We start from the raw sequence: 24,174 nt of genomic DNA on the forward strand, positions 1-24,174 counted from the left end.
TTCTTTTGTCAGGCGATACTATATAGAGATACGCCTGTGAATTTTAATATGCTAAGGACTACATTTGCAGTCCTTAGCTACGACTTTTTGCCAAGGACGAAACGTAGGCCGTGTATATTAAAATTCAGACATAGAGGCGTATATCTATAAGCAGAAACCATATTTTAAAGGATCTTCTGGGTCAATTACAAAATGGTTGAATCCAGTAATGTATGCACTTCCAGTTATTTCCGGTATGATTGCGTCAAATTCTCCTACCTTTTCATGACCCAAAACTCTACCTTTAAACATAGTTCCTGTAATACTTTCATAAATAAAATCTTCGTCATCCTTTAGATGTCCTTTGGTATATAGCGTAGCTAATTTTGCACTTGTTCCGGTTCCACAAGGAGAACGATCCAATTGTCCCTGTCCAAAGATAACAGCATTTTTATAATGAGCTTCTGGGTTGCTAGCTTCATCGAAGATTTCTACTAAGTCTACGCTGTTAATATATGGCTTTTCTGGATGTTGTACTTTTACAGTATGATTTACAATATCTCTTATTTGTAGGCCTAGGTTGATTAATAAATCAGATTGAGCGGTTTCTACCTTTACACCTAATTGCTTTGCATCTATAATAGCAAAGAAGCTTCCTCCGAAGGCGATATCAAGCGTTGCTTTTCCTATATTAGGAATATCAATCACTACATCTTGCTTATATAGAAAGGATGGTACATTGGTAATAGATACTCCCTTTGCCTTACCATTTTCTACCTTAACTCTAGCTTTGATAATTCCTGCAGGAGCTTCCATGATAATATCAGTATAAGGTTCTGTAACCTTTACCATCCCAGATTCCACCGCTACTGTGGCAGCCCCTATAGATCCGTGGCCGCACATATTTAGGTATCCACCGCCGTCCATAAAGATGATACCGAAATCTGCCTCATCAATGGTGGAGTTAGTAATGATGGAACCAAACATATCATTGTGTCCTCTAGGTTCATGCATTAAAGAGGTTCTTACATAATCTAGGTTATCCTCTAAATATTTCTTTTTGTCTGCCATTGTCTTACCAGGTATTCTTGGTACTCCCCCTACTACAATTCTTGTAGGCTCTCCCATTGTATGGGAATCAATCGTGTGAATACTTCTAACAAATTTCATTTAATCTGCCTCCCTCATTTTGAGTTTTAAAAATGCCAATGCCTTCTTTGCGTCTAGATAATTAGGAGTGTTTTCTCCTACTACTTCTGTTTCAATGCCCGCTGGAGTTTTATTGAAATCTACAATTGTATCCATGTACTGATTTTTCACTACAAAGTTGGCTTGTGTTCCTACAAAGCTCATTCCAACTACAGGGATACCTCTACTGCCTATCTCTTCAATTGTATTAGCATAATCAACATGACTGTTTCCCCAGCCATCGACTGATATAATCGTACCATCTACCCTCATTGCTTCTAACCAGGTGGCAGTACGTTTCCCCACAAAGTCTTTTTCTTCATTGTGTTGGGGTGTTCCTACGATGATAATTCCTACTAAATCAATATCATCATCATTAGCAACTACATTTAAGAGTGGATCTCTAAAATGATGTAATGTTGTTTCCTTCGTTGATGGTCCTATACCCATTCAATCACCTTCTTTAAGTCATTGCCCGAAGGGCCCCATCCCTATATTCATTAGGAGTCAATATGATTGGTACATTCCCTAAATCAATAATAGAACGTCCTCCAGTAAAGCCACTGGGCTCTAGGGGTAACATTTGATTATCATACATTGCCCCTTGACCAGCTACTTGTTTTATAATGGCTACTTTTTTCTTGTTTGGTCGGATTTTATCATAAAACTCATGTTTTTCCGTAAAACTTCTGCCATCTGCTTTTTTAAGCTTGTCCCTAATTTCTTGAACAAATAAGTCACAGATCCTATGGGCTTCTATGATAGCTGCTCTATTGGTACCTTGACCTTCCTTAAGAGTAACGTTTACAGCTATGATATAATCTTCATCAGCTGGTGTTCCTGCTCTATTTAAGTAAAGCTGTTCCTTCAATATGCCTTCTGATGAACCGAACTCAGCGACTTGATTTCCTGCTTCGTCTATTCCTGTCAACATGATATAGACACCTGTTAAGGTATGAGTGATTCCTTCCCCTAGTTTTCCTAATACCTTTGTAGATATAGGAATGATATCCATAATACTGTTTGTCCATCGGTTATGGTCGTTTGGAGGAATGATTTCTACTTCTATTTTTTGTATCTGTTGGGATTTTGTTATTAATTTGTCAAATGATTGCATAGAAATTCGAAGTCTGTTATTTTCAATTGACACCTGATCTACTAGCTCTACATCCTCTATATGATAGGTTTTAATAACAAGCCTTCTTAGTAGTTTTTCCTCTTTCTTCACTGTAACCACCCTTTATTTACATACCTAGCCCATCTTTCCCCTAATGGAAAGATAGGCTAAGTTTTTTATGGTTTATACCTTAGCAACGTATTCATAAGGTAGTGGTACAATTTTTCCGGCACTAGGTATTTCAACTAGTTGTTTTAATGTATCTACACAAATTGCTTTTTGCATTTCTGGATTGTTTGGTTCTCCAGCATTTGCACCCATTGGAACTAGTGGAGCAACTGCTCTTGGTGTGCCATTTTGTCTAACTACTGGCGGTAAAGCTGCAATAATGATTGTAGGAATCCCCGATTCCTCTATCGCTCTCTGTACTAATACAGCAGAGCGGTGGCAGGTACCTCAGCCAGCGGTTAGAAGAACCGCATCTACTCCAGCTTCTTTTAATTGTCTAGCAATTTCTGGACCTGTTTCTTCTCTAAATTTTGCTTGGTCTCCACCACCACCCATGAAACCGAAGTTTACAGGAGAGATCGCTTTGATAAAACCATCTTCTACCAATCCTCTTATCGGATCGATTGGAAACATACAATTGATATCTTTATTAACATCTGCATTATCATATCCACCGTGTGATACCATCATTTCACTTACTGGAGCAGCTCCTGGAATTGCTCTAAAGGTGAAGTCTCCAGCTAAGTTGAATTTTTTATCGGATTTTAAATGTACTCCTGCTGCTGTAACCAGTGCTACTGTCATGTCCTTAAGCTCTTTTGTTACAGGCGCCCATACTGGGGGAGGAGTAATTGGTACAAATATTTCTGATTGTAGGCCTTTTACTACTGTTAAATTAGCCATTATTCTACCTCCTTCTTGTCCCTATTCCTTTTTTCAATATTACTAATATATTTTTCATTTACTTCTTCGCTAATAATTTCTAAAAAACTCATTCTTAAGGCTACTTCTTGTCCTACCTTGATAGGATTATCACTAATGATCATCCTCATAGGCACCTTTAGAAATCCTAATCTACCTTTAAGGTCAACAGATATGGAGCCATCGTGAACCTCTACTACGATACCTTCGATATATATGATTTTGTCTCCATATTTCATAGAATCACCTTTTCTATTTATTTCTTTATAATAGATTGTTTTAATAATTATGCTTCGTAGATTTCCATTCTCTTCTTGCTCTTTGGTAAAGATTGCTCATTTGCTACTAATTCTACCTCTCTACCAGCTTGCTCTTTTATGATGTCAACGTTGTTTTCCTTTACATTGGCATTAAACTTTCTTTCAGCAGGCTTAACTTCTTCTCCAGCGATAGCTGCCTTCAGCATATTAACTGCTCTGATAGCATCTTCTTTACATAAGGTGTTGTTGGATAAAATCTCATTTTCTATACCTTGAGCTGATTTGTTTAGATCAACCATGTATTTCATGTATTTGTTTCCTACAACTAGTGCTCCCTGCTCAGCACAGAAGGACATACCTACTACTGGGATTCCCCTCATACCTACTTGCTCGTGGTGGCTAGCAAAGTCGATGTGGTTATTTCCAAAACCTTCCGTTGTGATGAAGGCACCATCTACGTCCATTGTTTCTACAATCATTCCTAATCTTTCAGAAACATAGAATTTCTCATTGTTTACCTGAGGAGAACCAACAAATACAACACCTGCTAAGTCTAGTTCTTCGTCATGCATTACTTCTGTTACTAGTGGCTCTCTCCAATAATGTCTTGAATTTTCTTTAGATGCTGGTCCGATACATGTTAATGCGTGGATACCACCATCAAGTACTTCTAGTGGAGAAAGAACAACTGGAACGTTTCCTAAGTCTACGTTTGGTTTACCACCAATAACCCCTACTGGCTCTACAGGAAGGATTAAGTTGTCATGCATTGCTCCTTGACCCATGATTTCTTTAATAATTACTACCTTCTTTTTACCAGGTCTTCTATATTGAACTAGCTCTTCTTCTTCAGCAACTAGAGTTTCTTCTGCCTTCTTTAAAGCATCTCTAATTTCTTGTGTGATATAATCTGTAGCCTTATGAGCCGCTAATGGTCCTGGTCTTTCCATGTTAGTGTTTTCTTTGATCACGACTTCAGTCTTGATGAAGATTTCACCTTTATCAGGTGCTCCAGGTCTTCCCCACATAATGTTGGTTTCTAGAACCCCTTCTGATGAACCAAACTCACCAATTTGTACTCCCTTTTCATCCGTTCCTGTTACAACAACTACTACGCCATCCAGCACTCTAGTTACACCTTGTCCTAGTTTGCTTTCTCCTTCTTTTGTAGCAATTGGTTGAACGTCCATGATGGTTTCACTGTATTTGTTATAATCTTCAGGAGTGATGATTTCTACTTTTATTGATGTAACAAGCTTGCTTACATTTACAGCATCATCACAAATGTTTTCTCTTATATATAAAGTAGTTCCTTCGATCTTTGTTTCTGATCCAAATACTACCTTTTCAATTTTGAAGTGCTTTTTTACAAGCTTTCTAAGTGCTTTTGCTTCTAAAGCCACTTCTTTTCCTGCTTTGTCTTCTGTCGCCACTACCTGCGGTGCACCAACTACTGCTGCTGCTTGTGGAGCTGCTCCCATTGCACCTGCTACTGATAATGGGATTTCAAGATTGATATCTTTTCCTTCACCAATGTGGATTTTTACTACACCACCTGCGGCTTGTACTACTGAAGCTACTGGTACTGCTGGTGTTTCTACTGTAGCCTGAACTTCTTCCTGTGCTTCTACTTGCTTTTCTTCCTTCATAGCCTGTACTCCCTCTAATACATCTGGTGTTAATGGTACTAATGAATCGATTGTTTTAGTAAGTTTTGCACCTAAAACCTCGCCTATTTTAAGACAGTTTTCAGGTATTTGCAATAATCCTGAATCTTCCAAATCTGGGAAAATCGCTGGATCTTCAAGATTGCTCGCTTCAATAATTGTTCCTGCTTCTGTTCTACAGCATACTACTGCTAAGTCATTTGCATGTTCTTTTGCAGTTTCTGGAGTTATTGCCATTTAATTCGCCTCCTATCTAGATTCTTTCATTTAGTTATTTTGTATTTTATTAATCTTCACTTCTTCTAACAAGCCTTGATCCTACTGCCCTAAGCACATGATCTGTACTGTGATAAGTTGGAACTCCTAACCTAGGAGCTACGTTCATGACGGTATTCGTTCAGTCTCCGCAGGTGCCTGTTAAAAGAACTTGTATCCCTTTTTTCTTCATCTTTAAAACCTTTTCAGCTTGTCCAGGACATACCCCTGGTTTATCACAACGGTACCTGCCATTCACCTCTACCATTCTCTTGCATTTTTCCTCTGCTACCACTTCTGCTCCCATGGCTTTAGCAATGACTCTTAATCTTTCCTCTTGAGCACCACATTCACAGGCTAGAATTCCTATTTTTCTTGTTTCTTGTGGGAATGGCATAGCCACTAGAATTCCACCTAGGGTCTTGGTAACAGGAGAATCTTCTCTTCCAGGTCCTCCAGTAAAGGGTCCCCCTAATGTGATATCACCGTAGGGCTTTACATATCCCCCACATAGATCAATATACTTTCCTACTGGTTCTCCCAGTGGTACATCCAAAAACACTCTTCCTTTTTTAGCATCCTTTACACGGCCAGCTACTGTTAGGTCTTTTGTAATATAAGGTTTTCTCAACTCTATTGCATTGACAATATGCTTCAGGGTTTCGACATTTTGGATAACCGCTTTAGCTTCCATCGGAAGCTTCCCTGGCTCCAATTCAACGCCTAATATTTCCCTAACAATTACCCTTTCATCTCCTGAAGGATACATATCTGGTAAGAACTTTACTTCAATGTCCTTCTCTATGGAGCAAGCTCTCTTAAGAGCTGCTACTGCTTTTTTATGTTTTTCTTTTATTGCGATGTAACCCTTTGAAGCATTGGTAATTTCTTTTATATACTTAAGCCCTCTAACGATAACTTCAGGTTGTTCCTCCATTAACTTTAGGTTGTGGGCCAATACTGGCTCGCATTCTGCCCCATTGGCAATGACATAGCCTCCCTGTAAGTCTACCTTTAACTTTACATGAGTGGGAAAGCCTGCTCCTCCTGCTCCTACAATCCCTGCTTCTCTGATTGCTTCCAGCTTATTATCTGTTTCATTTATTTGTATATATTCATGGGGTTGTTCATCATGAGGTAGGATGATGATTGCTTCTTCAGTGATTTCCTCTACAACACCATGCATACTGGCATGTAGATTTGCACCTAATCCTTGAGGGATAGCAATCAGCTGTCCTTTTTTTACTTCTTCTCCTGCTTTGACAATCGCCTCACAAGGAGCACCCACATGCTGTTTCAACGATATGACAATTTTCAACTTATTTCACCTCCTTGAATCTGACAATATATATGAGCAAGTAGCGTGCCAATTTCTATTAATTATTATTTTTATATAGAATTTTTCTATAGCAAAAAGCTAGAACCACTGATTTACCTATTGTTTGTTATTTATTTAACTTTGAATTCTTTTGTCTAAACTTTCTTTTCTAATATCTGTTCTTTTCTAATAATGTCAATACACCGACACCATTTCTTCTGTTTCGACATATTAATCAACATTATTCCCAAAGAATAACGTTGATATTTATAGCTTTTATTCTCTAATATCACAAAAAAAATCGAACCGTCAGCAGACTGACACATGTCAACCCACTGACGGTTGTTTGTATAGATAACCAACTACAGAACTTAAGCAGATGACTGAAATCTATGATTTCATGTCAGTCGCTTATACAAGGTGAAATTTTGATATACTAAGGGCTACATTTGCAGCCCATGGTTTTGGGCGAAACCGTAGACCGTGTATATCAAAATTTAAGGTTTAAAATTGGTTATCTATAATAATAAATTTATCTATAGATAATCCACTAAATCATAAAATTTTATTTTGTAGTAAAGAGTACTTCTGGGAATATTAAGGAGTTTTGCAGCTTGAGCTTTATTCCCCTCAGCAGTTTCCATTGCCCTTTTTATAGTATCTATCTCAATCCTTTTTATATTCTCCTGCAAATCATAAGGTACTTCCATTTCTTCATGATGCGCCAGCCTTCCTAGTAGATGCTCTGGGAGACTTTCTACCTTTATTTCTCCTTCTTTTGAAAAAACCACTAAATGCTCCACAGTGTTTTTTAACTCTCGAACATTTCCTGGCCAGTGGTGATTCATTAGAACTTGAAATACCTCTGGAGTGATCCGTGGTGTGAAAATATTGTTTTCTTTGCAGAATTCCTCCATAAAATGTTTAACAAACATAGGTATATCTTCTTTCCGATCCTTTAAGTTAGGAATTTCCAGACTTACTACATTTAATCTATAGTATAAGTCTTCTCGAAACTTGCCTTCCTTTACCATAGCTTTTAAATCTCTATGGGTAGCAGAAATAATTCTTACATCAATATCAATAGCTTTATCTCCTCCTACCCTAACTACTTGGCGTTCCTGTAGTACTCTTAATAACTTTGCCTGCATATAAAGGGGCATATCTCCGATTTCATCTAAAAAGAGGGTACCTTTATTGGCCAATTCTATTTTGCCTATTTTCCCCTTGTTTAAGGCGCCTGTAAAGGCTCCTCCTTCATATCCAAACATTTCACTTTCAAAAAGATTTTCCGGTATGGCGCTGCAATTGATAGCTATAAAAGGCCCCTTTCTACCACTGGCTTGGTGAATAGCCCTTGCAAAAACTTCCTTCCCTGTCCCACTTTCTCCTCTAATTAATACGCTGCTGGTAGTAGATGCCACCTGCATAGCACGATCAATTTTTTCTTTAATAGCATCACTTTTTCCCAAGGCTTGTCCAAAGGAATATTTGTCTTCACTTATTTTATTTACCTCCATTTGAAGATAATCCAATTTTTCCTTCGTAGCCTCTAATTCAAGAGATAAGTTCCTTACCTCAGTAATATCTCTATCGGTAGATACAGCTCCTATCAGTTCTCCATTGCTAAAAAGAGGCATAGCGCTGATATTTACATAGTTTCCCTCTCTAGGACTGTGAAGAACATTTTCTATTGGTTTTTTCCCCTCTAATACCTTCAGTAAAAGTCCCGTTGGAAATAGCTCCTCTAGCTTTTTCCCTACGATCTCTTCTTCCTTCACTCCGTAAAGTTTTTCTGCTTTACCACACCACAAAACAACAACCCCATCCTTGTTCACAACACATACTGCTTCATGGAGATTATCTAAAATATGTCTGAAGGTTTGCATGGTGTCATCAATTCTACCGTATACCTCGTTTAAAATCTCTCTTACGCGAATAATGCCTACTAGCCTATTGTTTACAACTACAGGCAATCTTCCTATACCCTTCTGCTGCATAATGTTTCTAGCCTCAATAGCCTTGGCATTTCCATCAATGACAATAACATCCTTCATAGCATATTTCGTGATTTTATCGTCAAAGCTATTGCCCTTAGGTATGTCCTTCATCGCTCTCATCATATCCATAAAACTCATAATACCAACAATGTTTTCTTCTTTATCTACTATAATTAAGTCCTCAACATTTTTATCCAACATTTGTTTTATGGCATTCCTCATATTCATATCACCAGGAATTTTCAACAAATTAGTATTCATAATATCTAATACAGTGTAATTATCTAATCTACTATAAAACATAGCACCCTCCTTCTAAAGTAACCATTAATTCATTTATTTCTTTCATTATATAAGATTTTTAAAAAATTACAAAGTGTAATGATTTTTTGTGTTTATGTTTGTTTTTAAGGGGGTATAATCTTAGTGGAGTTACATAAAATATATTATTAAAAATTGTTTTTTGAGAGGAGATAAGAAAATATGCAAAAGTACGTATGTGTACCATGTGGCTATGTTTATGATCCAGAGGTAGGAGATCCAGATTCAGGTGTAGCACCCGGAACATCCTTTGAAGATATTCCAGATGATTGGGTTTGTCCAGTCTGCGGTGTTGGCAAGGATATGTTCGAACCTGAAGAATAAGCAGACTAAAATATATATTGAAACTCAAAAGCCACGATTGTGGCTTTTTTTTTATAACCAATAGGAAATTATAAACTTTACTTAATTGTCGATAAGTATAATTTCCGTTATTGGTTTCAAAAAAGTCGTCCTTTAAATCTTCCAAAAGAAGACTTTTTTATTATATAGAATATAGAAAAATATTTTGTTTTCTATATAAAAATGTTGTCAAACAATCCCCTGTTGATACCTGTTAATCTTTCAATCTATCTTATTGATAGACTATATTTTTCTTTTAGTTCTTTAAGATATCTATTTCTTATTGAAATATCAAAAGTTTGCAGCTGGGTTGCATTATTCACGTTACATACTTTTTTAATATACGTGATTTCCCATAAGACAATATGCATATATCTCATATCCGTTCTTATCTTTATATTGTTCTAACGTTTGTAAAAACTTTTGGATTTTGTCTTTTGTTGGAACATTCATTTTTAAATTTAATCATCAGCTATAGACAGGCAATAATCTCTCCTGCATTGCCTTTTCAGTAATATGAATACCTATAGTAGTCCCTGAAGGTATATCTTTACTAGAAGAAATCGTCATATAATAATTCTCTCCATACATTAGTTTTAAACGAGAATCAACATTTTTCATTCCATATCCCATGGTTGATACAACATCATCCTGCCAGATATCTTTATTTAGCAATTTCAATTGACCCTCAACATCCTCGGTGGACATGCCAACACCATTATCGGCAATCTTCAAAACTACCAATTCATTTTCTTTGATACCGCTAATGCTGATACTTCCCTTTGTACGTAAACCTCTCATGCCATGAATAATTGTATTTTCAACAAGAGGTTGTAGTAATAGTTTTCCTATAGGATACTCTGTAATTTCTGGATCAAGGGTAATCGTATACTCAAATCGCTCTTCAAACCTTATTTTTTGAATATCTAAATAATTACGGACCATTTCAAACTCTTCCTGTAAAGTGATAACTTCCTTTCCTTTACTAAGAATAATACGAAAAAGTTTAGCCAAACCGTTCACCATTTGGCTTATCTCCCTTTGATTATTTTCCAAAGCTAACCAATTAATGGAATCTAGCGTATTGTATAAAAAATGTGGATTCATTTGATAATCCAGAACTCTTAACTCAAAGACTCGTTTTTGTCGTTGTTCTTGTTTTACATCCTCTATCAATTCTTCTATATGACTTGCCATATCATTGAAAGTACTTCCTATCATCTGAATTTCGTCGTTTCCCTTCAGTGGAATACGGGTTTTCCATTCTTTTAAACCCAAATTTCTAATGGCTTTTTCTAACATTCTCAAACGCTCTGTAATAGACCTTGTTCCTTTAATAGAAATAAAGAAGGCTAGGAATAAAAAGAAGGCATACCCTAAATAAAGTTTTTGCCGGAATTCCGAGAATTGTTGCACAATAAAATCTTCATCTACTCCAGAAACTACATAATTTCCTTCTTCTGTTTGAGATAAATTTATATGCCATGGACGTCCTTTCCAATCTATTGAATCAAATCCCACTTGTACATCGTTAAACAAGGGCCCATTTCCACCTATAATTTCTTTTCCATCGTAAATCATCCATCTATTACCTGCTTCATTAACAAGCCCAAAAATCATTGAGTCATAGTAATTATAGGTTTTAAAAGAGTCCCTAACCGCCTCTAATGATAGATTTACAACAATATACCCTATGACTTCCTGTGGCTGGTTAATACCATATATTTTTCGTACCAAGGTAATCATATCTCGGTTCTTGGTTAAGACGTCATTAACACTCCAAGCAAAACCAGAATTTTGAGACTCCTCTATTTCCTTTATTATCAATGAATGTTTTAGATCAGAGGTAGTAATTTCATAATTGTAGGTTGTAGACCTGCTTAAGTAAATTTCTTTTTCCTTACTAATTACTGCAATGGAAAAAACATCCCATAGAATTCTGTAATGAGATAAAATTTCTTCCATTGTGCGTTGATTGACATATATATCATGATTTAATTCTTCTTTAACCCAGATGTTGTATGGATATCCAGTCATTAATGTAGGATATTTCCCAGTTAAAACACGCTGCACATTAGGATTTACCATGATTTCATTTGTCAAGCTGCCAATATTATTAAATAAACCACTCATTTCACGGGAAACAGCATGGTTCAAAACATATAATATGTTATCTGTTTCTAGAGATTTTTGTTGCAGGTGCTGATTCATAAGTTGATTAATAATGAGTAAAAAGATAATATTCGGTATAATGATAATCAGCATTAATTTATAAGATATTCGCTTGCTTAACTTTTGATAACAAACAGTAAGTCTTTGTTTTATCCAGTTTAACATCTTTTCCTCACAACGCTTCCCTATATTTTGAAGGATTCATTCCTACCCACTTTTTGAAGTAGGAGCTAAAGTACAAGGGATTTTCATAACCAACAATTTTAGCAACCTCTGAAATCTTGATATCTGATTGTCTCAAAAGTTCTTTAGCCTTATCCATTCGAATTTGAGTTAAAAATTGCATACAGGGAATACTCTTTCGTTTAGTGAATAGTTGCGTTAAGTAATTTGGATGTACTGATACTACTTCAGCAAGTTCCTGTAAAGAGAGTGATGAATTTTTATAATTTTCGTATATGTATTGAATTACCTTTTCTACTACATCCTCTGAATTAACGGAAAAATCCTTCGTTAAATTTTGTTCTTTTTTTAGAAGATAATTATTACATGACTTCTCACACATTACTTCTGCTTTAATTTTTTCTAAAATCGCTAATAACGCTTCCGATTCAACGGGTTTTGTAATGTATTGACACACCTTCAGTTCGATGGCCCTTCTAGCTAATTGAAAATCCTCATGGCCAGACAGGATAGCACACTTTATTTGAGGATAAAGATTATTGACTCTTTTTATTAATTCCATCCCATCCATATACTGCATAAAAATATCTGTTATAAGTAAATCTGGCAATTCAACAGCTTCATGAAGCCATGAAAGGGCAGTTTCTCCATCATCCGCTATACCTATCACTTGAAAATCATTCCATTCTTTTATAACAGTTTCCATTCCTTTTCTTATAATTGATTCATCATCAACAATTAAAATTTTCAAAGTACACAACCCCCTTTTCAATTCCTCTGTTTAAAGGAGCGGCTTGATTTTTATATAGACTTCTTCTACAGCTTCTTCAGGCGACTTATATCCGCTTAATGTTTGCTGCAACATATCTTGAAGGTATAAGGTGATTTCTGGATAATTTACTCCATAATTATGGGATCTTGAAATTTCTAAGCTATCTACAAAAACCTTCATGTTTTTGTCGCTTTGCCATTCTGCTTCATGAATAAGATCCTTTCTAGCAGGCAGACGTCCTGTTCGTAAAAGTAAAGGTTTAAGGTTTTGAGGTTCTTGAGCAAATTTTATAAAGTCCCATGCTGCTTCTTTATTTAAACTAGTTGAAGTAATGGCCCAATTTTCTCCTCCAAGACTCGTTGCTTCTTCCTGATTCCTTGGAAGTTTAACAACACCCCAATTGATTTTTGCATTCTCATTAAGCAATTTTACCTGCCAACTGGCATTTACCATCATGGCAACCTTGCCATCGTTAAAACGTTCTAACAGAGTTTGTGTATTTTCCATCAAAATTTCTTTTGGCATATAGCCTTTCTCCAACATATTTTTCCACAACTCTATAGCCTCCACAGTGCCTTTACTATTAAGTCTTCTAATATCAGAGTCACTTTGCCATATAAAAGGCATAAAAGTATATATAGATTGTTGGTTTTTTACAGCAGTTACTTGAAACCCAACCACATCAGTTGTTGTTAGTTTTTCAGCTGCATTTGCTAGTTCATCCCAATTTTCAGGTGGCAGAACCCCAGCAATCTTTAACATATCTTCGTTGTAAAAAAGAGCTAAGTTATGCACCCCCATTGGAAGTCCGAATATTTTTTCCTCATAAATACAAGTTTCCCAAGGTTCTTTAGAGAACACTTCTGATTGCCCCCAATCCAACACTTCATCAGTAATATCTAAGAGAATCCCCATGGCTGCAAGGGTTTGATGCAAGAGATCATCAATTAGCAATACATCGGGCATTTCACCTATAGCCGCAGCATAAATTAACTTGTTTTTAATATCTGAGAAGGGAACAAATTTACGGTCTATCTTAACATTGGGATAAACATTTTCATAGGATTTTATTAATTCAGTGGTATCACTTCCTTCAATAAGATAATCCCACATGGTAATTGTGATTTTTTCATCAGTGGCTTCTTTAATAATTCCACTCTCCTTCTGAAGTCTATTACATCCCGTAATAACTAAAAACATAATAAAGATTCCAACCATTGTAATTTTTTTGTTCATATCTAACCACCTTTTTCCTAGGGAATTAAAGTGGACAAAGTATCATCTTACTGTCCCCAAAATAATACAGATGAATCTGTAGGCATTAAACTAAAGTATATTTATTATGTTTAGTCCTTAGATTATTACAGTCATTATATCATTTTTGGAGAAAGCACAGTATATTCCTTAAGAAGAATTTTCTTCTCCCCTTAGAATAGAAGTTATCCAGTAATCTCATTTATCTTTCTCTTTATTATAAAAAAGCCCCACCACAGAGGCAGGGCACTTATTATTACTCTCCTTTAAGTTCCTTATCAAAGAAATCTTTCGTGATATTCATGATTTTTTCTTGGTTGGTGAATTGTATTGAACTATGAACTCCGCTTATTACCTTATAGAAGGTAGCATCCACGCCTCCTGCTATCAATGCATCGTAGAAATCTTCTCCTTGTTTAATTGGGATTACAGGATCTTTATCACCATATATCAATAGAAAAGCTGGATCATCTTCAGTAATATATTTTGTAGGACCTGCAGCAGCTACTTTTTCTTTATTGGCAGGGTCATATACATTTATTCCTAATAATAGTGAAGAGTTATCTGTATGAAGTTCACTAGCTTTGGATGGAGGATTAATAGTACCCAAATCAATTGGAGCTGACCATGCTGCAACCGCCTGCACTCTACTTGAGTATCCTTGCCAATCTCCTTTGTCAAACTCTTCTACATCTCCAGTTGTTCCCAACATAGAAGCTAAGTGTCCTCCTGAAGAATGACCCCATGTCCCAATTCTGTCGGGATCGATGTTATATTTTTCAGCATTAGCACGTAAGAATCGAACTGCTGTTTTAGCATCCTCTATTTGAGCTGGGAATTTCTCATTACTACTTGCTCTCCAGTCAATGAATACAATTACATAACCACTACGGGCTATCTCTGCAAACATAGGTAGATTTACAGAACGATCTGCGTATCTCCATGCATTACCTGTTATGTATACTATAGCAGGTAATGGCTCATTACTGGTTGGACGTAAAATATCCATAGATAAATTTGGCTGATTTCCATCTCCAGATTGTGAAAAATTCACATCCTTGATTAATTTAACATGATAAAGGGTAGTGGGTTCAAGATTCAACTCCATTTTACCCTGGGCAAAAGTTAATTGCGTTAAAAGAAGTACAGTAATTAATGTTAATCCTAAGATTCGTTTAAACTTGTTCATAATCTTGCCTCCTCATTTCATATTGATTGCCAACATCTAATTCATCAAGTTAAGATAAAATATGTCACCTCCCAATGCAAACGGTTTCTTGATAGCTTATTAGTATTATCTGATAATTCTGTTTCTTTGTAAATCAACAAAGTTAATGACTTTATATTAAGAATCTTAAGGTTTATAGTAGTTTTATAGTAAAAAACAAACAGAGAGAAAACCTTTATGGTCAATCTCTCTGCTTGTTCTTAGTATTATTATTTTTTTGTTGCTGCACTTTCTCCGGCAATTCTACCAAATACTGCTATATCAGCTAATGCATTACCACCTAAACGATTGCTTCCATGGATACCACCTGTAACTTCACCAGCTGCATATAAACCAGGGATTATATTACCAGCACCGTCTAAAACCTGGGCACTTGTATTGATTTCAATTCCACCCATCGTATGATGAACTGTCGGTATACGTGGACCTGCATAGAAAGGTGCTTTTTCAATCTTAGCATTAAATAGAGTTCTTCCAAAGGCGTCTGATCCACCGGCTTCTACTGCCTTATTGAATTCCTCTACTGCTTTAACTAAATTCTCTGGATTAACACCAATTTCCTCTGCCAATTCTTCTAGTGTATCGCCTTTGAAAGCTCTTCCTTGAGCTATAAGTTCATTCATGGTCTCATTAAAGTTATTCTTTTCATCTCCTGTTGGATAATCTTTGCTATCAAGAACTACCCACATAAAAGAATCCTCTTGCTCCATTAATGCATTTGTCATAACATCTCTTCTAGCACCTTCATCTACAAAACGATCACCTGATTTATTTACAAAAATACGATCTTCAACACTTTTCTCAATATTACCACTAAGGCTTCCTGTTTTAGTATCTCCCATTGGAAGTAATTGAATATGTTCCATACCAACAAGGTTTGCTCCAACAACTTCAGCCATTGCAATACCATCTCCAGTAGCTCCTGGATGGTTGGTTGTTTTAATATTTGTAAGTGCAGGCCAGTTTGTGTTGAATTGGTCTCTCATTTCAACGCTAGCTCCAAATCCACCAGTAGCAATAACTACACCATTGTTTGCATGAAGAATAACATCACCTTTTAATCCTTTAGCCTTAACTCCTACTACTCTATCACCATCTACAATAAGCTCCTCTGCTTCAGTATCAAGAAGAATTTCAATACCCTCATTTGCCTTGATGTACTCTTCGTAAGTATTAATGAAGCCAGTTCCTAATGGCGATGAAGGTCTATGGGCTCTTGGCCACATACCACCTAAAACAGTAAACACCTCATCCTCAAACTTCATTCCTAAACTTTCAAGCCATTCTACTGTAGGATATGCATTGTCTGTTAACACTTTTATTAAATCAGTATTTCCTAATTCATCTCCACCTTCATAGGTTTGAGTAAAGTGTTTCTCTGGAGAATCTTCAATACCTTGTGCAACCTGTCTTGGAGAACCAGCAGCATTAAATGCCCCCCCGGCAAGAACTGTATTTCCACCAAGTCTTGGCATTTTTTCAATAAGAATAACCTCTGCACCATTTTGATGGGCAGATACTGCCGCTGCAAGCCCTGCTCCACCGCCACCTATAACAACAACATCAGTTGTATACTTAATGGTTTCCCCTTGAGCCTGTTCAGCATCTTTTTTAACACTTAGTGCTTCAATATCTCCGTCTGCTAACTTGATGGCCTCTGTAACTGCAGCTATTATTGCATTACTTGTAACTGTAGCACCCGATATAGCATCAACTGCTAAGGTTTGGCCCTCTACAATTGCTCTAGGTATTCTTTCTATTGCTGGATCCGCTATACCAGCACTTTCGTTATGTTCTAAAATTTTAACATCATTAATTAGATTTTCATCAACAGTAATTTCAACTTTTATGTCCCCGTTGTGTCCAGCCGCAGATGCTACATATGTTCCAGCATTAAATATAGCTGTTTCTGTTGTTTCTGTCGGTTTGGATTGACAACCAACCATAGAGATTACTAGGATTATACATATTAATGCACAAATCCCTTTTTGGGATCTGAATAAATGATTCATTCTTTACTTCCTCCTTGTATTAATTTTTGTTAACATTTTAACGTTTTTCTGTGGGCTTAAGCTTTGTTTTTTTACCCTCTGTAAAAGCTAATACTAGGTATCTCCCTCCCCTTTTTATCAAAATGTTATTAATATTTTTTGCATGATTCATTGAAAAATCATATAGTGTTTTTTATTGTTTGTAAATCAACAAAGTTAAGCATCTTATATTGAGAATCTTAAGATCACACATATCCTTTAACTTCACAACTTAATTTGAATTTATATTGCTTCTAAAGTGTAGTATATATAAAATTTGGTTATAGTTGATAAAAAGTGAAAACTCTTTAGGACTGTAGCCAAAATTTTTACAGAATGTAGTATTTCATCTAGTTCTTATTGTAAGTAAATATATGTTCTTTCAACATATGGGAAGATAGAGTTAGTTTTCAATAGAAATAATTCTTATACCTATCTCATAACATCAGCATCTTGCATATATTCGATTTTTCCATTTTCATTTCTCGAGAATTTAGAAAGGAATTCATCCCATAAAAGCCACATTTCAGCTGCAATACAATTATGTCCTCGTCCTTGGGTAATTGTATAGCGTACCATTGGAATGCCATCCTCATTATTCCATACTTGGTGATTGAAGATACCTGACTTATAGGTTAAGGGTTCCTCTACACTTCCAGCATTATTTCTTGCTATCCAGTAGACAATTGTAGCTTTAGCATCAGAATTAGCGTTTAGGGAACCTCCCCCCCACAAATCCTTTTCTCCAAAAATCAGCCCTACAGGAATTTCATAGTCTATATTGACTCCCTCTGGGAACTTATAATCTGGATTGGATATTCTCAGGAGAGATCCAGATGTTCCAGCTGCTGCTGCAAAAATTTCTGGCATAGTCAATACTAAAGTATTTGTCATCATAGAACCTAGCGATTGACCTGTTACGTAAACTCTATTGTCATCAATTGCATAGTTGTTTTTCATAGCCTTTATCATTTCATCAATAAATTTAACATCATCAGGTCGTTCTGGATCTCTAGTTATGTTCCAATAAGGTCTTGGTGTCCCATCAGCAAATGCTCCAGGATATCCTGTAGGGAATACTACAATAAAGCCCCTTTCTTCTGCAACTTTATACCATTCAGTATAGGAAACAAATATAGCACCAGTTTGTCCGGAACCATGTAGTGCAAGTACCAAAGGCACTTCTTTCTCTGGATTTTCCCTTACACTGGTAGGTACATATTGGAACCAGTGACGTGTGTAACCATCTACATTTATTTCTACCTTCTCAACCCCTAACTCTTCAAAAGAGGCGTATGCTCTTAGGGCATTGTTATATACATCTGTACCATAACGACAGGTTTTGCTTAAGAAATCTTTCCATACGACTTCATTAAACTTAGGGTCATTATAATTTGAACTTCTAACACTTACCTGTACACTACTAACATTTTGCTCATTATCTAATCTTCTTGTAGTTACTAATGATTGCTTATATACCGTAGCATATTCAGTACTGTAAACATCCTCAGTGGTATCGTTTGCATTTAGCCAATAATTAATGACATTTTGGGTAGTGTCATTGAGATTTTCTGTAATTATCCATATCGGAACCTTCACCTTAGACAACGGGACCCTTGGATCATCAGAAGTACGTGCTCCCACTTCCTCCATATAGGATTGACTAATATCACTACCATCAAATACTGCTAAACCTGCAGCAATCTTAGGGTTTGCCATTATATATTGTTGGAATAGTGTTCCTCCTTCACCATAACCTACAAAATAATAGTTACCCATTATAATATTATAGTAAGGTCTGGTGTTGACACGAGCATAAACAGCTCTAATATAATCAATTTCATCTACAGCTTTAGATGTATCCCATTTTTGGTTTTCTGGTTCAAACGCAAATAGATATAATTTGTGCTTTTGTGCTATATTCTTCCAACCACTAGTCTCTAAAAATTTAGCAGTATCTACTCCTGAAGGTACAGCAATGTATATACTGTTGTCTCCTTGAGTAACACTTTCCGGAATAAAAGTCACAAAACTACGTTCCTTACCATTTACAGTTACCTTATCCTGGTACAGTCCTTTAAGCATAGGTTCATAGGGATTTTGAGGATTAAGCATTTCTGTTAACCCCATGTAGTTTAATTCAGGAAAGGTTGTTATTTGGGTCTGAGCAAACACCGGTGTCTGTAAACCTACTAGTAAAAGTATCATTACCATTAAAACAGATAACGGAGTTTTAAACCATCTTTTTGCTATTTGTTTTTTGAACATAATTACACCTCCAGCTATTTTCAAAATTAATTTAGTATTAGACCACTAACCGCCTTATTGTTTATACTTCTTATATCTAAAAATCACCTCCCTTTATTAAAATATTAAATTTAAAAACTTAGATAACCTATGGAAAAATTTGAAAGAGTAGTAGAAAAATTAAAGTTTCTATAATGCGGAAAGAGAAATACAGCTTTAAGCTTTATTTCCATTATGATGTAAGTTGTTTCACCATCCTATTAAATTAATATGTATACATTAACGAAAACATGATGATGATAAATGAGTAAAAATTTTTCATCTTAGATGGTGCAAACGATCTCTTAGTATTATCTGATAATTCAGTGGTTCTGTAAATAAAGAAAATTAAGAATTTTTATTAATAATCTTAAACTAGAAGAGGGTTTTGGAAGGGACATAGGGACAGGTTCATTACAAGTGTCAAGGTGACGGCAGGTTATGTACCATGTGGCTATGTTTATGACCCAGAGGTAGGAGATCCAGATTCAGGTGTATCACCCGGAACATCCTTTGAAGATATTCCAGATGATTGGGTTTGTCCAGTCTGCGGTGTTGGCAAGGATATGTTCGAACCTGAAGAATAAGCAGACTAAAATATATATTGAAACTCAAAAGCCACGATTGTGGCTTTTTTTTATTATATAGAAAAATATTTTGTTTTCTACGGAAATATTATATTATATAAGTATGTGATTCTATACTTTAATCTTAATATAAATATATGTAGAGGACGACGACCCTATCGTCCCTCAAAATATTTCAGATAGCTAAATGGATGGATAGCATCGTCCATCCCTACGAGAAAAAATATATCCTACTTTAGAAGCACATAGCTATATAGATAACCAATTTTAAACTTTAATTTTGATATACACGGTCTACGGTTTCGCCCAAAACCATGGGCTGCAAATGTAGCCCTTAGTATATCAAAATTAAGTTCTGTAGTTGGAATATGTGGTATTAAATCATTACATTATGTGAAGGGAGTCAACGATGATGTCTAAGCAATTAAAGGCAGATTTGGCTTTGTTAGGAGTTACTATTATTTGGGGGTCCTCTTTTATTTTATCTAAAAATTCTCTAGATCATTTAGAAACTTTTAATTTTTTGGCTATTCGATTTTTAATATCTGCGTTATTATCCTCCATTATTTTTTATAAAAATATGATTCATATACAAAAAGATACCTTAAAATACGGTATCTTCATAGGTATCATATTATTTACTGGATACGCCTTTCAAACAGTGGGGCTCAACTATACAACTGCATCTAAATCTGGTTTTATCACAGGCTTTTGTGTAGTGATTGTTCCAGTCCTCTCGGCTCTATTATTGAAACAAAAACCTGAAAGGGCTGCTGTCATAGGGGTTATTTTAGCACTAGTAGGCTTGGGCTTTTTAACACTAGATTCTTCACTTTCCTTAAATATTGGAGACTTTTTGACATTGATCGGAGCACTTATGTTTGCACTTCACATTATTACAGTAGGAAAGTATACAGTCTCAGTGGATTCTATTGCTTTAGGAATCGTACAAATTGCTGTAGTCGGCATATTAAGTTTACTCTTTACTGTTACGATAGAAACTCCAATAATACCTAAAGGAGTAGAGGTATGGACTTCCATTCTTATCCTAGCTGTATTGGCCACCTCAGTAGCCTTTATTGTGCAAAATGCGATGCAGAAGTTTACTTCTGCTACACATACCGCCTTAATCTATACCGGTGAACCTGTATTTTCAGCATTATTTGCTTATATTTTAGCAGGAGAAATCCTAACGAAGGGTGGCATCTTTGGAGGTATACTGATCTTATTAGGAATGATGATAGCAGAATTAGACTGGAAAAATATCTTTGCAAGAAAAAAGAAGCTCCAAAGTAGTTAGTTACTTTGGAGCTTCTTCTATTGTAATAGGTAGTTGTCTGTCAATAAACAATTCTTCAATACTACTCCACAAAGCCTCAATACCTTCCTTCTTCAAGGAGGATATTGGTACGATTTTATCACCTTTAGCCATCTGTAGCTTTTCACGAATAACTTTTAGATGTTTTTGCATCTGTCCCCTCGTAATTTTATCGGACTTGGTGGCGATAACAATGCTGCCAAATCCGAAGTGTCTGATCCAATCATACATCATTTTATCATCATTAGTAGGTTCATGCCTAATATCCACCAGCAGCAGTATCTCCTGTAGGTTCGGTCTTTTATTTAAATAGGTCTCCATAGTTTTTCCCCAACTAGCCTTTTCTGACTTAGAGACCTTTGCGTATCCGTATCCTGGTAAGTCCACCAAATAGAACTCTTTATTGATAATAAAGAAGTTGATCGTTCTTGTTTTTCCAGGAGTACCGCTTACCTTTGCTAGCTTTTTTCTTCCCAGTATTGTATTTAAAGTAGAAGATTTCCCAACATTTGATCTTCCTACAAAGGCTATTTCAGGCAGCATATCTTCGGGGTATTGACTAGGCACTACGGCACTAGTGACAAAATCTGAGGTTTTAATTTTCATTTTCTTCTCCCCTCTTTAATGCATGCTCTAATACTTCATCCATATGCTCTACAAAAACAAACTGTATTTTCCTTTTTACATTGTCTGGCACTTCATCTAAGTCTCTTTTATTGTCCATAGGCATAAGTACTTTCTGAATTCCTGCTCTTTTAGCAGCCAATACCTTTTCCTTGATTCCTCCTACCGGTAATACTCTACCTCTTAAGGTAATCTCTCCTGTCATAGCGATATCCTTGTTTACAGGAATCTTGGTTAAAGCAGAAATAACTGCTGTTGCCATAGTAATCCCGGCTGAAGGTCCATCCTTCGGTGTGGCTCCTTCAGGTATATGGATATGAATATCAAGATTGTTATGGAATTCTGGATCTATTTTTAATTCTTCTTCTCTTGAACGTATATAACTTATACCCGCCCTTGCTGATTCCTTCATAACATCTCCCAATTGTCCTGTCAATACTAGTTTGCCATTCCCCTTCATTGGTGTTACTTCAATAGATAGTGTATCTCCGCCTACAATCGTCCAAGCCAATCCACGGGCTATGCCTACTTCATCCTTTTGATTCGCCATTTCATAACGATAGTAAGGATTACCTAAATATTTTTTCAAGTTTGCAGGGGTGATATGAATAGATTTCAGTTTTTCCTCTACCACCCTTTTCGCCACCTTACGGCATAGGTTGGCAATTTGTCTTTCTAAATTTCTTACCCCGGCTTCTCTAGTGTAATGATTAATGATATTCCTTAGGGCCTTTTCTGATACTTGAAGACTTACAGCCTTCAAACCATGTTCCTTAACTTGCTTAGGCAAAAGATATCTTGATGCAATATTTAATTTTTCTTCCTCCGTATAACCTGCGATACGAATAACCTCCATCCTATCTAAGAGAGGCCTTGGTATCGTGTCTAAACTATTTGCAGTAGTAATAAACAGCACTTTAGATAAATTAAAGGGTAACTCCATAAAGTGATCTGTAAAATCATGGTTTTGCTCAGGATCTAATACTTCTAGCAAGGCAGAAGCTGGGTCTCCTCTAAAATCACTGGCTAGCTTATCAATTTCATCTAATAAGAAAAGAGGATTTCGTGTGCCAGCCTGACGAATGGAGGAAATAATCCTTCCGGGTATGGCACCTACATAGGTTCTTCTATGTCCCCTTATTTCTGCTTCATCCCTCACACCACCTAAAGACATTCTAACAAATTTACGGTTTAAGGATCGAGCAATAGACTTTGCTATGGAAGTTTTTCCAACTCCAGGCGGTCCTACTAAACAAACAATAGGCCCCTTCATAGATTTTGCCAACTGTCTGATGGCTAAATACTCCAATATCCTTTCCTTTACCTTTTTAAGACCGTAATGGTCTTCATCTAATATAGCAGCTGATTTCTTTAGGTCTAGCCTGTCCTTTGTTTCCTTATTCCAAGGTAGGCTTAATGCCCAATCTATATAATTTCTTATCACTCCAGTTTCAGCTGAAGCAGGTGACAATTTCAACAGCCGATCAATTTCTCTATCAATTTTTTCATGAACATCCTTTGGAAATTTTAGAGCCCTCAGCTTTTCCTTATACTCTGCCACTTCTTCAACGATGCCCTCATCTTCACCTAATTCTTTTTGTATAGCCTTTAGCTGTTCTCTTAAATAATACTCTTTTTGTACCTTGTTAATTTGTTTTTTTACTCGATTGTTGATTTTCTTTTCGATCTCTAATATTTGGATCTCCTCTAATAAAATCTTATATAAGATTTCTAATCTGTCTAAGGGATCAAAAGCCTCTAATACTTCTTGTTTTTGATGAGGCTTAATAAACACATTAGAAGCAATTGTATCTGCCAATCGCCCCGGCATCTCGATTTCAGCAATGGTGATCAAAATTTCTGGAGAGATTTTATTACTAATTTCTACGTATTCCTCAAATGCATCAATAACACTTCGCATTAAAGCTTCTGCTTCGCTATCAATCATTACTTCATTTTTATAATTTTTTTCTTCTATCTCTACTTGAAAATACGGAGTTTCTTGTAGTACGTTCATTATTTTCCCTCTAGAAATACCCTCCACTAATACTCTGATGGTATCTCCAGGAAGCTTTAGCATTTGTTTTATTTTAGCAATCGTTCCAACTTCATATATGTCTTCAAGGGTAGGGGCGTTAATCTCTGCTTCTTTCTGAGCAACCAAGAAAACTAGTTGATCATTTACCATTGCCTCTTCAAGGGCATTAATAGAACGCTCTCTACCTACATCAAAATGTATCACCATATATGGAAAAACAGTTAAACCCCTCAATGGAATTAGAGGAATTGTTCGTGTCGAGGTAGTTACTTTCTTTTCTTTCATACTATCTTCTCCTTTTATCA

General features: G+C 36.0%; 19 protein-coding genes. 3 read left to right on the forward strand and 16 right to left on the reverse strand.

All coding sequences use genetic code 11. The annotated features are described in order from the left end of the window. Window positions 1-144 precede the first annotated feature (144 nt). From CHB72_RS15330 to prdR, 8 genes are all read right to left on the reverse strand, one after another. Complete coding sequence (locus CHB72_RS15330; RefSeq protein WP_089283768.1) at window positions 145-1,149, reverse strand: proline racemase; 1,005 nt, start codon at window positions 1,147-1,149, stop codon at window positions 145-147. Next, complete coding sequence (locus tag CHB72_RS27795; RefSeq protein WP_089283769.1) at window positions 1,150-1,617, reverse strand: glycine/sarcosine/betaine reductase component B subunit; 468 nt, start codon at window positions 1,615-1,617, stop codon at window positions 1,150-1,152. Window positions 1,618-1,630: 13 nt separating this feature from the next. Next, window positions 1,631-2,395 (reverse strand): proline reductase cluster protein PrdD, encoded by a 765-nt coding sequence (prdD, locus tag CHB72_RS27800; RefSeq protein WP_089283770.1) that lies wholly within the window; start codon window positions 2,393-2,395, stop codon window positions 1,631-1,633. 72 nt (window positions 2,396-2,467) lie between these two features. Continuing rightward, window positions 2,468-3,196, reverse strand: a complete 729-nt coding sequence (gene prdB, locus CHB72_RS15345; RefSeq protein WP_089283771.1) for a D-proline reductase (dithiol) protein PrdB — start codon at window positions 3,194-3,196, stop codon at window positions 2,468-2,470. Beyond that, window positions 3,196-3,453, reverse strand: a complete 258-nt coding sequence (locus CHB72_RS15350; protein ID WP_089283772.1) for a CBO2463/CBO2479 domain-containing protein — start codon at window positions 3,451-3,453, stop codon at window positions 3,196-3,198. The genes prdB and CHB72_RS15350 overlap by 1 nt, the downstream gene beginning before the upstream one ends. A gap of 47 nt (window positions 3,454-3,500) precedes the next feature. Beyond that, a complete protein-coding gene (gene prdA / locus CHB72_RS15355) occupies window positions 3,501-5,378 on the reverse strand; it encodes a D-proline reductase (dithiol) proprotein PrdA (protein ID WP_089283773.1) in 1,878 nt (625 codons plus the stop codon). A gap of 49 nt (window positions 5,379-5,427) precedes the next feature. After that, window positions 5,428-6,714 carry a proline reductase-associated electron transfer protein PrdC gene (prdC, locus tag CHB72_RS15360; RefSeq protein ID WP_176431404.1) on the reverse strand — a complete coding sequence of 429 codons (1,287 nt, stop codon included), beginning with the start codon at window positions 6,712-6,714 and terminating at the stop codon, window positions 5,428-5,430. A gap of 536 nt (window positions 6,715-7,250) precedes the next feature. Beyond that, entirely contained in the window at window positions 7,251-9,017 is a 1,767-nt protein-coding gene (prdR, locus tag CHB72_RS27805) for a sigma-54 dependent transcriptional regulator PrdR (RefSeq protein ID WP_089283775.1), read from the reverse strand. A gap of 180 nt (window positions 9,018-9,197) precedes the next feature. Between prdR and rd (CHB72_RS15370) the strand changes: the two genes are divergently transcribed. Then, window positions 9,198-9,359: a rubredoxin gene (gene rd / locus CHB72_RS15370; protein WP_089283776.1), complete on the forward strand. Its 162-nt coding sequence runs from the start codon at window positions 9,198-9,200 to the stop codon at window positions 9,357-9,359. Window positions 9,360-9,845: 486 nt separating this feature from the next. Here rd (CHB72_RS15370) and CHB72_RS15375 read toward each other — a convergent pair whose 3' ends face one another. The 6 genes from CHB72_RS15375 to CHB72_RS15400 form a co-directional block, all read right to left on the reverse strand. Continuing rightward, window positions 9,846-11,714, reverse strand: coding sequence for a sensor histidine kinase (locus tag CHB72_RS15375; protein ID WP_089283777.1), 1,869 nt, complete (start codon window positions 11,712-11,714; stop codon window positions 9,846-9,848). A gap of 7 nt (window positions 11,715-11,721) precedes the next feature. After that, the gene (locus CHB72_RS15380) at window positions 11,722-12,483 is read right to left on the reverse strand and encodes a response regulator transcription factor (RefSeq protein ID WP_089283778.1); all 762 of its coding nucleotides are present in this window, start codon (window positions 12,481-12,483) and stop codon (window positions 11,722-11,724) included. Window positions 12,484-12,513: 30 nt separating this feature from the next. Then, window positions 12,514-13,740 (reverse strand): sugar ABC transporter substrate-binding protein, encoded by a 1,227-nt coding sequence (locus CHB72_RS15385; protein WP_089283779.1) that lies wholly within the window; start codon window positions 13,738-13,740, stop codon window positions 12,514-12,516. A gap of 274 nt (window positions 13,741-14,014) precedes the next feature. Then, window positions 14,015-14,947, reverse strand: a complete 933-nt coding sequence (locus tag CHB72_RS15390) for an alpha/beta hydrolase (protein ID WP_089283780.1) — start codon at window positions 14,945-14,947, stop codon at window positions 14,015-14,017. Window positions 14,948-15,195: 248 nt separating this feature from the next. Then, a complete protein-coding gene (locus tag CHB72_RS15395; protein ID WP_089283781.1) occupies window positions 15,196-16,998 on the reverse strand; it encodes a flavocytochrome c in 1,803 nt (600 codons plus the stop codon). A gap of 450 nt (window positions 16,999-17,448) precedes the next feature. After that, entirely contained in the window at window positions 17,449-19,284 is a 1,836-nt protein-coding gene (locus CHB72_RS15400; RefSeq protein ID WP_089283782.1) for an alpha/beta hydrolase family esterase, read from the reverse strand. 446 nt (window positions 19,285-19,730) lie between these two features. Between CHB72_RS15400 and rd (CHB72_RS15405) the strand changes: the two genes are divergently transcribed. Then, window positions 19,731-19,889: a rubredoxin gene (rd, locus tag CHB72_RS15405; RefSeq protein WP_089283783.1), complete on the forward strand. Its 159-nt coding sequence runs from the start codon at window positions 19,731-19,733 to the stop codon at window positions 19,887-19,889. A 412-nt stretch (window positions 19,890-20,301) separates the two neighbouring features. Further along, on the forward strand, window positions 20,302-21,189 hold the full coding sequence (locus CHB72_RS15410; RefSeq protein WP_089283784.1) for a DMT family transporter: 888 nt from the start codon (window positions 20,302-20,304) through the stop codon (window positions 21,187-21,189). Here CHB72_RS15410 and yihA read toward each other — a convergent pair whose 3' ends face one another. Together yihA and lon are read right to left on the reverse strand one after the other, a co-directional pair. Beyond that, a complete protein-coding gene (gene yihA / locus CHB72_RS15415; protein ID WP_089283785.1) occupies window positions 21,190-21,813 on the reverse strand; it encodes a ribosome biogenesis GTP-binding protein YihA/YsxC in 624 nt (207 codons plus the stop codon). Further along, on the reverse strand, window positions 21,803-24,154 hold the full coding sequence (lon, locus tag CHB72_RS15420; RefSeq protein WP_089283786.1) for an endopeptidase La: 2,352 nt from the start codon (window positions 24,152-24,154) through the stop codon (window positions 21,803-21,805). The genes yihA and lon overlap by 11 nt, the downstream gene beginning before the upstream one ends. Window positions 24,155-24,174 lie beyond the last annotated feature (20 nt).

This window comes from Anaerovirgula multivorans, from assembly GCF_900188145.1.
GTDB lineage: Bacteria > Bacillota > Clostridia > Peptostreptococcales > Natronincolaceae > Anaerovirgula > Anaerovirgula multivorans.